Origin of the sequence: Pseudomonas tremae, from assembly GCF_001401155.1 — a bacterium.
Classification (GTDB): Bacteria; Pseudomonadota; Gammaproteobacteria; order Pseudomonadales; family Pseudomonadaceae; genus Aquipseudomonas; species Aquipseudomonas tremae.
Window position 1 is genome coordinate 23,078 of record NZ_LJRO01000446.1, and the last position, 14,917, is coordinate 37,994.

The window sequence follows — 14,917 nt, forward strand, 5'->3', positions numbered from 1 at the left end:
AGTGCGACGTTAGTGACGGCTGAGTCCTGGCGCTGATCCGGGGGTAGCCTGGCAGGACGCCAGGCTAGCCGCACCGGGCCATGGATGGCCCGTTGCGGCGACCCCCGGATCAGTGTCAGGGCGAAGGGACCCGACGAAGTCGGGCCGGAAACAGGAGCGAGGGGCTTTGGTTACTTTGGCCCCATCAAAGTAACTCGCCGAGGGGCGAAAAGGTGAGCTGAGCCAGAGACAGATACCACTGACAGCGCACAACCGCTGTATGACGCAGAGCGTCACGAAATGCATCCCCACGCGGAGCGTGGGGACCATAGCCATGTGAGCCGGGCTTTTTGATGGTTCAGGCGATTACTCGCTGAGCGTCGGAACCTTGCGGGGTGCCATGAAGTACAGCCAGAGCAGCGCGATGAAATACATCGCCGGGATCATCGTGAACAGCACGTTGTAATTATTGTTGGTGGCCGTCAGCACGGCACCGACGATCTGAGTCATGAACATGCCGCCAATGGCCGCACACATGCCGCCGAAGCCGAACACCGTGCTCATCATGTGCTTGGGCGTGTAGTCCATCACCAGGCTCCAGATGTTCGCAGTCCATGCCTGATGCGCACCGACGGCCAGGGAAATCGCCAGCACCGCTACCCACAGGCCGCTCGCGTTGGCAGCGAACACAACGCTGCAGATCGTGATAGCGAACACCAGCATCGACACCAGCCGTGCCTTGGTTGCCCGCATGCCACGCCCGATCAGCCAAGACGACAGAATGCCACCACCTACACTGCCGAAGTCAGCGGTCAGCCAGATCAGGATCAACGGGATACCCATCTGCGTCACGCTGATCCCCAGGTTGTACTGCTGATTCAGAAACGGCGGCAGCCAGTACAGGTAGAACCAGAATACCGGCGCAGTAATCGCGTACGCCAGAGCGAACGCCCAGGTGCCGCGCATCTTCAGGATGCCTGAGAAGGGCACCTTGACCGGCTCTGGCTCGACTTCCTGATTGATGTAATCCAGTTCGCTTTTGCTGACCGTTGGATGCTCTTCAGGGTTGTAGTACTTCAGGCGCCACATGACCACCCAGACAAGCCCCAGCGAACCCATCGCCACGAACGCTGCCTGCCAGCCCCATACCGTCAGAATCAGCGGCAGCAAGGCAGGAGTCAGCATGGCGCCGACGTTGGTGCCGGCGTTGAAGATGCCGGTCGCGACGGCGCGCTCACCGGCCGGGAACCACAGGCGCGTGGTCTTCACGCACGCCGGGTAGTTGGCGGCCTCGGTCAGGCCCAGAATGAAACGGCAGACCATGAAGCCAACTGCGGAAGTCGCCAGACCGTGCGCGCCGGTTGCCAGGCTCCACAGCAGCACTGCCAGGAAGAAAGCTCGCTTGACGCCGACTTTGTCGATGAAGCGACCTTGCAGTACGAAGCCGACTGCATAGCCGACCTGGAACCAGAAATTGATGTTGGCGTAGTCCATCGCCGTCCAGCTCATTTCCTTGGCCAGGATGGGCTGCATGACCCCGAGCGCTGCCCGGTCGATGTAGTTCAGCGTGGTGGCAAAAAACACCAGGGCAAGCATGCCCCAGCGGGTCTTGCCCACGGCGAGTGCGCCGCGAATCTTTTCACCCATCCCGGCACGGGCGGCCTGGGCGACAGGGTTGGTCTGGGTATTGAGCATGATGATCTAACCATCCGTTCCAGGACTGTGCTGCTGGCAACAGTCGGACTGAGAAGTCCACTCGATGCAGGCGTTGTGCAGGTAAAAGTGACGTCGTAGAACCGGGTTTCGCCAAGCCGGTTGAAGTTCAGGCTTTCAGCGAAACGATTCGTCGGGCCGACAATTTACAGGTTGAGCCGCGCAAGTGCTTTGGAATGTTTCAGGCGGAGCGAACCGCGACCGGATTATTGACCGGAGGCGTTCGTCGGGCATGACGTGTGGCCGGATGGGCGAGCGGGCTTTCAAGCGAGGCGAAGAGGGAGCGCATGAGCAAGGTTCCTGTTGTTTGAATTGTTATGGGTTGCTGCTGATGAAGCGAAAAATCAAAACGTCTGGCTGTGGGGCTATCCTGCAATGTGACGCTGATGTTGAGCATTGCGCGGTACAGCGTCAATTGACTAAAACGGCTTCTGTTCGATAATCGAACGTAAAACTAACCAGTTCGTACACTTTATGTTGCTGTAGGATTTTGACAGGCAAATACTTTATCCGCACCTCTGAATAAGGCCGGGAAAGGCCGGGATGCGGTGCAGTCCAGTCGTGACCCGATCAGGTCGCGTTCACCCAGGAGCTGAAAAGCATGCAGCGTTCAATTGCTACCGTATCCTTGAGCGGTACTCTGCCCGAAAAGCTCGAAGCCATCGCCGCAGCCGGCTTTGACGGCGTCGAGATTTTCGAAAACGATCTGTTGTATTACGACGGCAGCCCACGCAACGTCAGGCAGATATGCGCTGATCTGGGCATTGCCATCACCCTGTTCCAGCCGTTTCGCGATTTTGAAGGCTGCCGCCGCGATCGTTTGCAGCGCAACGTGGATCGTGCCGAGCGCAAATTTGACCTGATGCAGGAGCTGGGTACCGATCTGGTGCTGGTCTGCAGCAATGCGTCTGCCGATTCGGTGGGCGACGAAAACATTCTTCTGGATGACCTTGGGCTGCTGGCCGAGCGTGCCGGTGCCCGCAACTTGCGGATCGGCTACGAAGCGCTGGCCTGGGGCAAGCATGTGAATACCTGGCAACAGGTCTGGAACCTGGTGCGTCAGGTCGATCATCCAGCCTTGGGCGTGCTGCTCGACAGCTTCCACACTTTGTCGCTGAAGGGCGACCCCAGCGCGATTGCGCAGATCCCGTGGGACAAGATTTTCTTCGTGCAGATGGCCGATGCGCCGATTCTGGCGATGGATGTGCTGGAGTGGAGCCGTCATTTTCGTTGTTTTCCGGGGCAGGGCGAATTTGACCTTGCCGGGTTCCTCGCGCCGATCCTGCGCAGCGGCTACACCGGCCCGCTGTCTCTGGAAGTGTTCAATGACGGCTTCCGCGCCGCACCAACCCGCGCCAATGCGGCAGACGGTTTGCGCTCGCTGCTGTATCTGGAAGAAAAAACCCGTCAGTTACTGGCGCGCGACGAGCCGGAGGCGGTTCCCGAGGTTCTGTTCAATCCGCCGCCTGCCAGCACCTACAACGGTGTCGAGTTTCTCGAGTTCGCGGTGGATGAAACCCACGGTGCTCGTCTCTCGGGCTGGTTGCAGCGGTTGGGTTTCGCCAAACTGGGTCAGCACCGCTCCAAGGCGGTCAGTTTGCTGGGGCAGGGGGATATCAAAATTGTCCTGAATGCCGAACCTTATTCCTTTGCCCACAGTTTTTTCGAGTCCCACGGGCCGTCGCTGTGTGCCACTGCTTTGCGGGTCGATGATGGTCATCAGTCGCTCGAGCGCGCGCGTGCCTTCAAGGGGCAGCCCTATCGCGGGCTGGTCGGCCCCAACGAACGGGAGATCCCTTCGGTGCGTGCGCCGGATGGCAGCCTGATCTACTTGGTCGACAAGGCGCTGCCCGGCGATTCTATCTACGACAACGATTTCGTCGTTGATCCGAAGGCGGTTGCCAAGGGCGGTTTGCAGCGTATCGATCATATGGCCATGGCGCTGCCAGCCGACAGCCTCGACAGTTGGGTCCTGTTCTACAAAAGTATTCTGGATTTCGAGGCTGACGATGAAGTGGTACTGCCCGACCCTTATGGACTGGTCAAAAGCCGCGCCTTGCGCAGCCGTTGCAGCACCGTGCGCCTGCCGCTGAATATTTCCGAGAACCGCAACACGGCTATTTCCCACGCGCTGTCGAGCTATCGTGGCTCCGGCGTGCATCACATCGCGTTCTCTTGCGAAGACATCTTTGCCGAGGTCAGTCGCGCCAAGGAAGCTGGCGTACCATTGCTGGATATTCCGCTCAACTACTACGATGACCTGGCGGCGCGCTTCGATTTTGACGAAGAGTTTCTCAGCGAGCTGGCGTACTACAACGTGCTGTATGACCGGGATGCGCAGGGTGGCGAGCTGTTCCACGTCTACACGGATGCGTTTGACGGGCGCTTCTTCTTCGAGATACTGCAGCGCAAGAATGGTTACGTCGGCTATGGCGCGGCCAATGTGCCGGTGCGTCTGGCTGCCATGGCCAAAGCCCGCAATGTTGCGGCGCGTCAGGCGCGTTTGTAAAAGCGCTGCCAGACAGGCTGTGAGTGGCGTGTGTCGCTCGCAGCTTCCTTCGCTTGCCGACGGGCTTCATACTTCGCGCATTACTCGTGTTCATGAGCCAATAATGAAAACAATCGACTCCGCCGTCGCCATCGGGCCTGCCGCCGTTTTGCCGAAGGGGCGCAAGAACAACCCGGAAAAAACCCGTGAAGACATCCTCAAGGCCGCTGTCGCCGAGTTCGTTGCCCACGGACTGACCGGTGCGCGCGTCGATGCCATCGCCGAGCGCACCAAAACCTCGAAACGGATGATCTATTACTATTTCGGCAGCAAGGAGCAGCTGTATGTCGAGGTGCTGGAAAAACTCTACGGCGCAATTCGCAATACCGAGAGCCAGCTTAATCTTGCTGAACTCGAGCCTGTCGAGGCGATTCAGCGTGTGGTTGAGTTCACCTTCGATCACCATGACAACAACGTCGATTTCGTGCGCATCGTGTGCATCGAAAACATCCATTACGGCGAGAACGTCAAGCAGTCCGATTCTATCCAGGCCAAAAGCCAGAACATCATCAAGGCACTGGACGGCATCCTGCGGCGCGGTGAAGCCAGTGGTCTGTTTCGCGAGGGGGTTAACCCGGTAGACCTGCACTTGATGATCAGTTCGTTCTGCTTTTACCGGATATCCAACCGCCACACGTTCAGCGAGATTTTCCAGATCGAGCTGTGGAGCGAGGAGGTCAAACAGCGTCACAAGGCAATGATTTGCGACGCTGTAATGCGTTACCTAAAGCGCTGAGGCCTACAGTGTATGGAAGTGCGCCATCATGCGGCTGGCATCGGCTGACTGGCCACTGAACAGCTCGAAGGCCTTGACCGCCTGAAACACCGCCATCGTACTGCCATCCAGCGTTCGACAGCCCAGCGCTCGAGCCTGCCTGAGCAGCTCGGTCTCAAGCGGGAAGTAGATGATTTCCGCGACCCATAGCTCGGCACGCAGCAGTTCCACCGGCAATGGCGTGCCGGGCAGTTTGGCCATGCCGACCGGCGTGGTATTCACCAACCCATCCGCCTCGGCCATTGCGGCAGGCAAGTCGATGCCTACCTGGGCACGTCCTGCCCCGAAATGACCGTTCAGGTTGTCTACCAGCCCTTGCGCACGTTGCGGGTCTACTTCAAAGACCGTCAAGCGCTCGACCCCCGCTGTCAGCAGTGCATGAGCCACCGCAGCGCCCGCGCCACCTGCACCCATTTGCACGACCCGCTGGCGTGCAGCGTGTTCCAGACCGCGCTGGAAACCTTCAGCAAAACCCAGGCAATCGGTGTTGTGGCCGACACGCTTGCCGTCCTTGAAAACCACAGTGTTCACTGCACCGATGCCACGCGCTTCGTCGGACAGTTCGTCCAGCAGAGGGATGACCGCCTGCTTGCAGGGGAAAGTGATATTCAGGCCGGTAAAGCCACAGTGCTGAGCGCTGTCGACGAGCTGGGGCAGGGCGCTGATATCCAGCTGCAACGTGTCGATATCGATCAGGCGATACAGATAGCGCATGCCTTGTGCATCGCCTTCGTGCTCATGCATGGCGGGCGTTCGCGATGCTTGAATGCCAGTGCCGATCAGGCCGGCCAGTACGGAGGTGTTTTCAGCGTGGGTCATAAAATACGTCTCTTGTTTTTGTGGCGCTGCCCGATCCTGGCAGTTGTTGAACAGAATGTACCAGACGGTTAATAGTGTCGCAGTCGACCAGCGAACGCCACACAGCGATGTTGTGCGGTGATCGCACCAATCAGCGATAATCCTTGTCCAGCCGCTTCAGACTCAAGAGCCAGAGCCCCAGCATGTCCGATTCCGCCTTCAGCGCCACTCAGCAACAAGCCAGCACTCTCTACCTGCCGCCAGGGTCATGGGCCACGGTGCTGGATTGCCTGTGTGCGAAATTTACCGCCATTAGCCGCGAACAGTGGCTGGACCGAATGGCACGCGGACGGGTTCTGGACGCCGATGGCAAGACGATCAAAGCAGACCTGGCGTATCGGGAAGGGCTGAAAATTCACTATTTTCGCGAAGTGCCCAATGAGACGCCGATCCCGGTGCTCGAAACCATCCTCTATGCCGACGACCATTTGGTAGTTGCCGACAAGCCACACTTTCTGCCTGTAACACCGGCTGGCGAATATGTCGAACAGACGTTGCTGCGTCGTCTGATCCATCGCCTCGGCAATCCCGATCTGGTGCCGCTGCACCGCATTGACCGGCACACGGCGGGGCTGGTGCTGTTTTCAGCCAATCGGCAGACCCGCGCGGCTTATCAGACGTTGTTTCCTACGCGACGTATCGACAAATTTTACGAAGCAATTGCCCCGGCGCTGCCTGATTTGGAGTTCCCGCGTCTGCACGAGAGCCGTCTGGTCGAAGGCGAGCCGTTCTTTCGCATGCAGGAAGGGCCAGGTGCCAGCAATACGCAGACGCACATCGAAGTGCTGGAGCGGCAGGAGCAACTGTGGCGTTACGGGCTGCACCCGGTGACCGGCAAGAAGCACCAACTGCGCGTGCACATGGCAGCATTAGGCGCGGGGATCTGTAATGATCCCTTCTATCCCGACGTGATAAAGGACCCGCAGGACGACTATCGGCACCCGCTGAAACTGCTCGCCAAACGCCTGCGCTTCGTCGACCCGCTCAATGGCGAACAGCTTCAGTTCGAAAGCCTGTTGAAACTGGACTGGTAAGCCGTACAGGCTGAAATTGCAGGCCAAAAAAACCCGCACTAGGCGGGTTTTTTCGAATCAGTCACGCTACATCCGGATTACAGATCCTTGATGGTACGTACCTGATCCTTGTTGATGCGGGTTTCTTTGCCATCAAGCTGTTTGAACTCGTAAAAGCCCGAGTCATCGTACTTCGGAGTATCGACTGACTGGATCTCACGACCATCGTTCAGAGTGATCACAGTGGGCGATGCGCAACCGGCGAGGGAGGCGATGCTCAATGCAAGCAGGAAGGCAGCGGGGAGGGTCCGTTGTTTCATTACTGTGTCTCCAGATGGATTCTTGATTACTGAACTCTCAGACGTATATGCCGTCCGCAAGTTCCGTATACACCGTGCGAGAGCTCAATAACCACTCACTTTCAGCGGTGTTCATTGATCCCTGCCAATAGACAGGGAGTGTTCAGGTTTGCCAGACGCGGGTCATCGGCTTCCAGTTGCACCGCAACCGGTTGCAGTGACTCCATTGCCCTCCGTGGGCTGCGTTCGCCGGTTTGCCATGCGGCTTCCAGCGTGGCGGCACAAGCGATGGGGATGATACATAAAAGCGGCTGCCAGTGCTGACCTTCACGCACCATTACGGGTCGTTGCGGGTGCTCGAGCGATTTTTCGCGTAGCGCCTGCAGCAATGGCCCGTCGATCCGAGGTACGTCACAGGGCAATACCAGCAGCCACTGGTGGCGAGCAAGCGGCAGGGCAGCGCGAATCCCGGCGAGAGGGCCATTGAAGTCGGTGTCGTCATCCTCGACGACCTGATCGGCGTACTGCGCATAACGCTCTATGTTGCGGTTGCAGGAGATGATCAAGTCGTCAGTCAATGGTCGGGTCAGGCACTGCAAGTGCTCGATCATTGCCTTGCCCTGCCATTCGATCAGGCCCTTGTCGCGTCCGCCCATACGCTGCCCGCGTCCTCCGGCGAGTAGCAGGATAGAGCAGGTAGGCAGTGCGGCACGGACATTCATCAGACACTCGGCGGGAAGTCAAAAGGAGTGCTGTGATATAACACCGGCCTGTTTCCTTAACAACTGGATGAGGCCATGAAAGCCAAGGCTGACACACCTTTCGTACCCCTGAACATCGCCGTGCTGACTGTCAGCGATACCCGTACCCGTGAAACCGATACATCGGGTCAGATGTTTGTCGATCGTCTGACCGAAGCCGGTCATGGCCTGATCGAACGCGTGCTGCTCAAGGATGATCTGTACAAGATCCGCGCCCAGGTAGCGACCTGGATTGCCGATGACCAAGTGCAAGTCGTGCTGATTACCGGCGGCACCGGTTTCACCGGCCGAGACAGCACGCCCGAAGCCGTGGGCTGCTTGCTGGACAAGCAGGTTGATGGTTTTGGCGAGCTGTTCCGGCAGATTTCAGTGCCTGATATCGGCACTTCGACCATTCAGTCTCGCGCCTTGGCCGGGCTGTCCAACGGCACGCTGGTCTGCTGCCTGCCGGGTTCGACCAATGCTGTGCGCACTGGCTGGGACGGCATTCTGGCCGAACAACTGGACTCGCGCTTCAGGCCGTGCAATTTCGTGCCACACCTCAAGCAGGCCGAACCCTGCGCAACCCGTGGTTGAGTGCCGATGATCAACGAGCCAAAAGCCCTGTTGCCGGTTGAAGATGCCATCGCCCGATTGCTGGCGATGGCCGATGCCACACCGATAACCGAACGTCAGCGCGTGTCGCTGGCCAATGCCGAGGGCCGGGTGCTGGCGGTGGACCTGGTCTCGACGCTGGATCTGCCGCCGTGGCCTAACAGTGCGATGGATGGCTATGCCCTGCGTGAGGCGGACTGGAGCGGAGAACCTTTGGTGGTCAGCCAGCGCATTTTTGCCGGTCAGGCCCCCGAGCCATTGGCCCCCGGCACGTGCGCAAGAATCTTCACCGGCGCACCGATGCCTGAGGGCGCTGACTGCGTCGAAATGCAGGAAAACGCCGAGGTGCTTGCCGATCAGCGAGTGCGCTTCAGCGAGCCTCTCAAGGCCGGGCAGAATATCCGTCCGCAAGGTCAGGAAACCCTGGTCGGCGATACCGTGCTGGCGGCGGGTACGCGGCTGGGGCCTATAGAGCTGGGGTTGGCAGCCTCGCTGGGGCTGGCCGAACTGGACGTGATTCGTCGCGTGCGGGTGGCGGTGCTGTCCACCGGCGACGAGCTGATCGAGCCTGGTCAGCCGCTGGGGCCAGGGCAGATCTACAACAGTAACAGGGTGTTGCTGTGCAGCTGGCTGGCGCGCCTGGAATGCGAGGTCGTCGATGCAGGCATCCTGCCGGACGATCTGCCGAAAACCCGCACTGCGCTGGCGAATCTGCACGATGTCGATCTGATTCTCTCCACGGGCGGTGTGTCGGTGGGCGAAGCGGACTTCCTGGGTCATGCGTTGCGTGAAGAGGGCGAACTGACGCTCTGGAAACTGGCGATCAAACCTGGAAAACCTCTGACTTTCGGTCATTTCCGTGGCGTGCCGGTGATTGGCCTGCCTGGCAATCCTGCGTCCACACTGGTGACGTTCGCCTTGCTGGCGCGCGCTTACCTGCTGCGTCGACAGGGTGTGATGGACGTTGCACCGCTGAAGTTTCCTGTGCCGGCCGGGTTCATCTGGACGCGCCCCGGCAATCGCCGCGAGTACCTGCGTGGTCGTCTCGAGCAGGGCAAGGCCGTGGCTTACCGAAACCAGAGTTCCGGGGTACTGCGCAGCGCTGCGTGGGCTGATGGCCTGATCGAGGTGCGCGAAGGCGCGACAGTGGCCGAGGGCGACTGGGTCAATTTCATTCCATTGAGCGAAGTGCTGGGCTGAGTGCGTCGAATGGTGGGCCTGGTGCGCATGAGCTACTCTCAACAACGCTGACAGATTGGGCAACCGGACTTCGCCCTGGAGTATTGTTATGGCGTCACTGAGAGTGGCTTGTGTCATCCCGACCTACAATGGACGCAAGGATCTGGAGCGGCTTCTGGATTCGCTGGCCACGCAGACTGCAACCTTCGACACGCTGATCGTCGACTCCAGCTCTTCGGACGGTACGCTGGAGCTGGCGCAATCGCGATGTGCCAACGTGCTGCGCATCGATAGCAAGGACTTCAATCACGGCGGCACCCGGCAGATGATGGTCGATCTGCATCCCGACTATGACGTCTATGTCTACATGACCCAGGACGCCTACGTCGAAGACATCAATGCCATTGCCAATATCCTCCTGCCATTCGCTGACCCGAAAGTCGGTGCGGTCTGCGGCCGGCAATTGCCGCACAAGAACGCCAACCTGCTCGCACAGCATGCAAGGCTGTTCAACTACCCGCCGACTTCGCAGATCAAAACCTTGGCCGATGCCCGCACACTGGGCATCAAGACACCATTCATGTCCAATTCGTTTGCAGCCTATCGGGGCGAAGCGTTACGGGCGATCGGGGGCTTCCCTCGGCACGTGATCCTTTCCGAAGACATGTACGTCACTGCCAGGATGCTGATCGATGGCTGGAAAGCTGCCTACGAAGGTTCTGCCGTATGTAGGCACTCCCACAATTACAGCCTGCGCGAGGAGTTCTGTCGGTACTTCGACATCGGCGTGTTTCAGTCCCGTGAGGCGTGGATCTACGAGACGTTCGGAGGCATCGGCGGCGAGGGCATGCGGTACGTGAAGTCCGAACTGAAATTCCTCGGCCCCCGGCGCATTCTCTGGTGGCCCATGTCGTTTGTGCGCAATGCGCTGAAGCTGCTGGCTTACAAGCTGAGTAAGCAGGAACGGCGGCTGCCCCGAGGCCTGAAGAAAAAGCTCGGCATGTACAAGCGCTATTGGGACAGTCCTTACGCCTGAACCACCCCGGCGCCGGACGCTGAACGCCCGGTGCCAGTGCATCAGCCTTTCGCGGCTTCCTCGTCCAGACGATCAGCTTCGAACAATTGCGCCAGGTCGGCCCTGGCTTCGCGAGCGGTCTGCAGCACCTTGGCGTCGTCGTCATACACCTCGTGCTGGGCTGCCAGCACCTGTTCATCGTGACGCTTGAAGCGACTGATGCGCGCATCAGCCTGTGCCTCGGTCAGGCCCAATCCCATCAAGGTCTGACGGCTCATTTCCAGGCTTGAATAGAACGTCTCGCGCACAGCATGCGCGCCAATGTCCATCAGCCGATGAACGTGCTGGCGGTTGCGTGCCCGGGCGATGATTTTCATGTGTGGATAGAGCTTGCGGATCAATTCGGCGGTCTTGATGTTGGTATCCGGATCGTCAGTGGCGATGACAAAGTACTCGGCTTCACCGACCTTGGCGGCGCGGAGTATTTCCGGGCGCAGCGGGTCGCCATAGAACACCGGCACGTTGCCGAAACTACGCGAAAACTCGATCGACTCCACAGCGGTGTCCAGCGCAATGAAGGGGATTTTCTGCGCGCGCAGAATTCGCGCAACAATCTGTCCCATGCGGCCCATGCCGGCAATCACGACCCTGGGTTTATCGGTCTGGATGTCGCGATATTCGTCCGGTACGTCCACCACCCTGGCTTTCGGTTTGATCCAGCGTGCCAGGGCAATGAACAGCAGTGGCGTGACTGCCATCGACAAGGTGATGGTCAGTACCAGCATGTCGTACAGTTGTGCCTCGAACAGTCCTTGCGCGCTGCCAATCTTGAACACCACAAAGGCAAACTCACCCCCGGCGGCGAGTACCAGACCCAATTGCAGCGCACTGCGACTGCCGAGGCCGCCTGCAGTGCGACCGATCAGGAACAGCATTGGCAGTTTGATGCCGATCAGCAACAGCGTCAGGCCCAGCACTGCCAAAGGCGAACTGAGCAACAAGCCGATGTTGGCTCCCATGCCGACGCTGATGAAGAACAGGCCCAGCAGTAGGCCCTTGAACGGTTCGATCTGCGCTTCCAGCTCGTGCCGGTATTCGGAATCGGCCAGCAACAGGCCTGCGAGAAATGCACCCAGGGCCATGGAAACACCCACCAGCTCCATCAGCCATGCCGTGCCCATCACCACCAGCAAGGCAGTGGCAGTAGAGACCTCCTGAATCCTGGTCTTGGCGACAATGCGAAACACCGGGCGCAGCAGGTAACGCCCACCGATCACCACAATGGCGATGCTGCCCAGCACGCGCAGGCCATGATTGATGCTTTCGCCAGTGTCCATTGCATGATCGGCCCCGGCCAGAAACGGCACCATCGCGATCAGCGGGATCGCGGCAATGTCCTGAAACAGCAGAATGGCAAACGCCATGCGACCGTGCGGGCTGTTCAGTTGCTTGCGCTCGGCCAGGCTTTGCAGACCGAATGCGGTGGACGACAGGGCGAGGCCCAGGCCCAGCACAATCGCTGTATTCAGCGGCTGGCCGAAGCCATACAGGGCGACTCCGCCGATTACCAGACCGGTCAGCAGCACCTGCGCCATACCGACGCCGAACACTGATTTGCGCATGACCCACAAACGCTTGGGCGAAAGCTCCAGGCCAATGATGAACAACAGCAACACCACGCCGAGTTCGGAGATGTGACTGACGCTCTCGGTGTCGCCGATCAGCCCCAGCACCGACGGGCCGATGATCACGCCCGCGAACAGATAGCCGATGACCGCGCCCAGCTTCAGGCGCTTGGCAAGCGGCACGGTCAGCACCGCCGCGAGCAGAAACACCACTGCGGCCTGTAGCAGGCTGCCTTCATGCGGCATGTAAAACTCCTTGGTAATGATTGGACACAGTGTTGAAACAGGGCGGTATTAAACCATGTGAGTTTTACACGGCAATGCTCATCGCAGCATGACAGTAATCAATGCCGTTGATGAAAGAAGGACAGGAAGGCGCAGGATCGGGTGCAAGAGAGGAGGCAGGGACGGCGGGCGATGCGATTCGTCGTGCATCGGCGTAAGCTATGCGCGCAAACAAGCGGCGCCAACTGCCCGTTCATGAGCTTCAAGGAAACTGTTATGACCAACAAACAGCGTTTGATTTACTCGATTCTGATCGCCCTTGGCGTTCTGGCGATCATGCTTGGCTTGTCGCATCTGCAGAACACCGGTGCTATCACCGAAAAGACCTTTCAGTACATCGCAATCAGCGTGGCGGTACTGGTCGTGATCCTCAATGGGATCATGCGTCGCAAGGTAAAGCGTTAGGTTCTGTGGCAAGCGATCAGGGGCAGGGCAGCCCCGTTTATCGCCCGGAATCCTTCGCTTCGCCCAGCCATTCCCTGGCGCGAGGATGCAGGCTGTAGGTCTTGTCATCATTGAGGTTGATCACGCCTTCGTCGCACAAGCGCTTCAGCACCTCGCGCACACTTAGAAACGAGAGCGGTACATCAAGTCTCAATAACTGGCTGTGTACACCCCGTACCCCCAGCGGCTGACCTTCTTCGCTCGACACCAGAAGCGCATCCAGCACCTTGAGCCTGATCAGGCTGGTGCGCAGGCCGAAGCTTTTCAGCAAGGTCCGGATGTGCTCATTGCCGGGCCGTTCGGCCTCCAGGGCAGGTGACTGTGACTGTGACTGCGCAGCCAGCGCTGTTTGCCGCAGCAGGGTGCGAGTAGTGATTCCTTGGCGATTGAACATCCACAAACTCCTTTTCAGGCCTTTTAAACAATCTCAGTTACTAAGACGAACGAGCACGGCAAAACCTCAGTTTTCGGATGAAAAAGTTTCTGCGCAGACGTCCGCCTACATGCTGCGTCGTTTGGTGGGGTCAGGTTAGATGAAGACTGGCGGGCCACGCAGGCGATTCATCCGGTTGTTCAGAGAACGTTGGGAGGCTCTGCCTGAGATCAGCCCTTCGGGGCGTCGAACACACGGCGGTTGAGCACCGGATTGCCGTTTTGGTTGCGGGTCACATAGACCGGCAGCACTTTGGGCAAAGAACTTAGCAAGTTCGACAGGTCGTCGGTGTTGTAGCTGCCGCCCAGACGCATGGCCCCTGTGGCGCTGTCTGCCAGCAGAATAGGCGTTTGCAGATAACGGTTGATCAGAGGCAGCGCCTGACTGAGGGGCAGGTCGTTGAATATAAGCTTGCCATTGCGCCATGCCAGGCCCGCATCCTGTGCAGGCGTCTGGCTGATCAGAGGCGTATCGTCTCCCGCCTTGTAGCTTGCCTGCATGCCAGGATCGAGATGATGGCTGGAAGCCGGGTGCGTGCGGTCGCTGTTGACCTGAACCGAGCCCTCGACCAGCGTGACGCGTACTTGATCCTGATACATCCATACATTGAAGCGTGTTCCTGTGACCTCGATGCTGCCTTGACCGGCATCGACCACAAACGGGTGTGTGGTGTCGTGGCTTACTTCGAAAAACGCCTCGCCACTCTTCAGCGTCACGGCGCGTCGATTGCGGTAATTGGCATAGGTGAGTTCGGTGCCCAGATTCAGCTCTGCGCGGCTGCCGTCAGCGAGGACCACCAAGCGCGTGGCGGCACTGGCGTTGTAGGATTCATAGCTGTCCGGCAACCATCCCTGATACCAGCCTACGTAACTGGCAACCGGCACAGCCAGTGCAATGACTGCCGCCGCAGCTGCACGCTGCGTCCAGCGTTGCTTGCGGTGTTGCCTGGAGCGTGAAACCGGCTGGCCAGCCTGCGCCGACCCGATCGAGGCAATCGGCGCAGGGTTGAGCGGCTCGATCTGTCCGGTAATGTCCCAGACCTCGTTCATCGCCCGATACTCGACCGCATGCAAAGGATGCGCTACCAGCCACTGATCAAAGGCTTTTCGTTCTGCGTCCGTGCAGTCATCAGCGTGCAGCCGCATGCACCAATGCGCCGCCGCATCGGTGATCGCATCGTGTTCTGCCTTGCTGAAGAGAGGGTCGCTCATGGGCGCTCCGGCCGTTACCGTTGGCGCATTCTACCCTCGGATTTCATGGAGAGAGAACATTCACTGGCCATTACTCATCTACACACGATGTATTTCCGTGTGAATGCAAGCGGCTCTCATGCACTGTCTGCTGGGGCATTGGAGTGGCCGTGCTGCATCGTCAGCGCTACTCTCCGGTCATATGA

14 protein-coding genes are annotated in these 14,917 nt (G+C 59.1%); 7 read left to right on the forward strand and 7 right to left on the reverse strand.

Annotated features, from left to right (window positions below):
* Positions 1–345: 345 nt before the first annotated feature.
* Positions 346–1,674 (reverse strand): MFS transporter, encoded by a 1,329-nt coding sequence (locus tag ALO43_RS23890; RefSeq protein ID WP_024669828.1) that lies wholly within the window; start codon positions 1,672–1,674, stop codon positions 346–348.
* 619 nt (positions 1,675–2,293) lie between these two features.
* On the opposite strand from ALO43_RS23890, the gene quiC reads away from it, so the two are divergent.
* Together quiC and ALO43_RS23900 are read left to right on the forward strand one after the other, a co-directional pair.
* Positions 2,294–4,201: a 3-dehydroshikimate dehydratase QuiC gene (gene quiC, locus ALO43_RS23895; RefSeq protein WP_024690511.1), complete on the forward strand. Its 1,908-nt coding sequence runs from the start codon at positions 2,294–2,296 to the stop codon at positions 4,199–4,201.
* A 103-nt stretch (positions 4,202–4,304) separates the two neighbouring features.
* A complete protein-coding gene (locus tag ALO43_RS23900; RefSeq protein WP_024690510.1) occupies positions 4,305–4,976 on the forward strand; it encodes a TetR/AcrR family transcriptional regulator in 672 nt (223 codons plus the stop codon).
* A 3-nt stretch (positions 4,977–4,979) separates the two neighbouring features.
* On the opposite strand, the gene ALO43_RS23905 is transcribed toward ALO43_RS23900, so the two are convergent.
* Positions 4,980–5,834, reverse strand: a complete 855-nt coding sequence (locus ALO43_RS23905) for a shikimate dehydrogenase (protein ID WP_054998182.1) — start codon at positions 5,832–5,834, stop codon at positions 4,980–4,982.
* A 182-nt stretch (positions 5,835–6,016) separates the two neighbouring features.
* Between ALO43_RS23905 and ALO43_RS23910 the strand changes: the two genes are divergently transcribed.
* Complete coding sequence (locus ALO43_RS23910; RefSeq protein ID WP_024690509.1) at positions 6,017–6,907, forward strand: pseudouridine synthase; 891 nt, start codon at positions 6,017–6,019, stop codon at positions 6,905–6,907.
* A 77-nt stretch (positions 6,908–6,984) separates the two neighbouring features.
* On the opposite strand, the gene ALO43_RS23915 is transcribed toward ALO43_RS23910, so the two are convergent.
* Positions 6,985–7,206: a YgdI/YgdR family lipoprotein gene (locus ALO43_RS23915; protein WP_005893516.1), complete on the reverse strand. Its 222-nt coding sequence runs from the start codon at positions 7,204–7,206 to the stop codon at positions 6,985–6,987.
* 101 nt (positions 7,207–7,307) lie between these two features.
* On the reverse strand, positions 7,308–7,907 hold the full coding sequence (gene mobA, locus ALO43_RS23920; protein WP_024690508.1) for a molybdenum cofactor guanylyltransferase MobA: 600 nt from the start codon (positions 7,905–7,907) through the stop codon (positions 7,308–7,310).
* Positions 7,908–7,982: 75 nt separating this feature from the next.
* Between mobA and moaB the strand changes: the two genes are divergently transcribed.
* The 3 genes from moaB (at position 7,983) to ALO43_RS23935 (ending at position 10,755) form a co-directional block, all read left to right on the forward strand.
* Complete coding sequence (moaB, locus tag ALO43_RS23925; protein ID WP_005893511.1) at positions 7,983–8,522, forward strand: molybdenum cofactor biosynthesis protein B; 540 nt, start codon at positions 7,983–7,985, stop codon at positions 8,520–8,522.
* A gap of 6 nt (positions 8,523–8,528) precedes the next feature.
* On the forward strand, positions 8,529–9,740 hold the full coding sequence (locus ALO43_RS23930; RefSeq protein ID WP_053932239.1) for a molybdopterin molybdotransferase MoeA: 1,212 nt from the start codon (positions 8,529–8,531) through the stop codon (positions 9,738–9,740).
* An 88-nt stretch (positions 9,741–9,828) separates the two neighbouring features.
* A complete protein-coding gene (locus ALO43_RS23935; protein ID WP_005893507.1) occupies positions 9,829–10,755 on the forward strand; it encodes a glycosyltransferase family 2 protein in 927 nt (308 codons plus the stop codon).
* Positions 10,756–10,796: 41 nt separating this feature from the next.
* Here the strand turns inward: ALO43_RS23935 and ALO43_RS23940 are convergent, their stop codons facing one another.
* Positions 10,797–12,605 carry a monovalent cation:proton antiporter-2 (CPA2) family protein gene (locus tag ALO43_RS23940; protein WP_024669832.1) on the reverse strand — a complete coding sequence of 603 codons (1,809 nt, stop codon included), beginning with the start codon at positions 12,603–12,605 and terminating at the stop codon, positions 10,797–10,799.
* A gap of 255 nt (positions 12,606–12,860) precedes the next feature.
* Here ALO43_RS23940 and ALO43_RS23945 point away from each other — a divergent pair, with 255 nt between their 5' ends.
* Positions 12,861–13,049, forward strand: a complete 189-nt coding sequence (locus ALO43_RS23945; RefSeq protein WP_003366968.1) for a hypothetical protein — start codon at positions 12,861–12,863, stop codon at positions 13,047–13,049.
* A gap of 37 nt (positions 13,050–13,086) precedes the next feature.
* Here the strand turns inward: ALO43_RS23945 and ALO43_RS23950 are convergent, their stop codons facing one another.
* Positions 13,087–13,482 (reverse strand): hypothetical protein, encoded by a 396-nt coding sequence (locus ALO43_RS23950; RefSeq protein WP_005893502.1) that lies wholly within the window; start codon positions 13,480–13,482, stop codon positions 13,087–13,089.
* A 209-nt stretch (positions 13,483–13,691) separates the two neighbouring features.
* On the reverse strand, positions 13,692–14,732 hold the full coding sequence (locus ALO43_RS23955) for a FecR family protein (RefSeq protein WP_024690506.1): 1,041 nt from the start codon (positions 14,730–14,732) through the stop codon (positions 13,692–13,694).
* Positions 14,733–14,917: the final 185 nt, after the last annotated feature.

Coding starts and splice junctions, on each gene's coding strand:
- ALO43_RS23935 (WP_005893507.1), top strand. CDS start 9,829: ATGGCGTCACTGAGAGTGGCTTGTGTCATCCCGACCTACAATGGACGC.
- moaB (WP_005893511.1), top strand. CDS start 7,983: ATGAAAGCCAAGGCTGACACACCTTTCGTACCCCTGAACATCGCCGTG.
- ALO43_RS23940 (WP_024669832.1), bottom strand. CDS start 12,605: ATGCCGCATGAAGGCAGCCTGCTACAGGCCGCAGTGGTGTTTCTGCTC.
- quiC (WP_024690511.1), top strand. CDS start 2,294: ATGCAGCGTTCAATTGCTACCGTATCCTTGAGCGGTACTCTGCCCGAA.
- ALO43_RS23915 (WP_005893516.1), bottom strand. CDS start 7,206: ATGAAACAACGGACCCTCCCCGCTGCCTTCCTGCTTGCATTGAGCATC.
- mobA (WP_024690508.1), bottom strand. CDS start 7,907: ATGAATGTCCGTGCCGCACTGCCTACCTGCTCTATCCTGCTACTCGCC.
- ALO43_RS23900 (WP_024690510.1), top strand. CDS start 4,305: ATGAAAACAATCGACTCCGCCGTCGCCATCGGGCCTGCCGCCGTTTTG.
- ALO43_RS23955 (WP_024690506.1), bottom strand. CDS start 14,732: ATGAGCGACCCTCTCTTCAGCAAGGCAGAACACGATGCGATCACCGAT.
- ALO43_RS23910 (WP_024690509.1), top strand. CDS start 6,017: ATGTCCGATTCCGCCTTCAGCGCCACTCAGCAACAAGCCAGCACTCTC.
- ALO43_RS23945 (WP_003366968.1), top strand. CDS start 12,861: ATGACCAACAAACAGCGTTTGATTTACTCGATTCTGATCGCCCTTGGC.
- ALO43_RS23905 (WP_054998182.1), bottom strand. CDS start 5,834: ATGACCCACGCTGAAAACACCTCCGTACTGGCCGGCCTGATCGGCACT.
- ALO43_RS23930 (WP_053932239.1), top strand. CDS start 8,529: ATGATCAACGAGCCAAAAGCCCTGTTGCCGGTTGAAGATGCCATCGCC.
- ALO43_RS23950 (WP_005893502.1), bottom strand. CDS start 13,482: ATGTTCAATCGCCAAGGAATCACTACTCGCACCCTGCTGCGGCAAACA.
- ALO43_RS23890 (WP_024669828.1), bottom strand. CDS start 1,674: ATGCTCAATACCCAGACCAACCCTGTCGCCCAGGCCGCCCGTGCCGGG.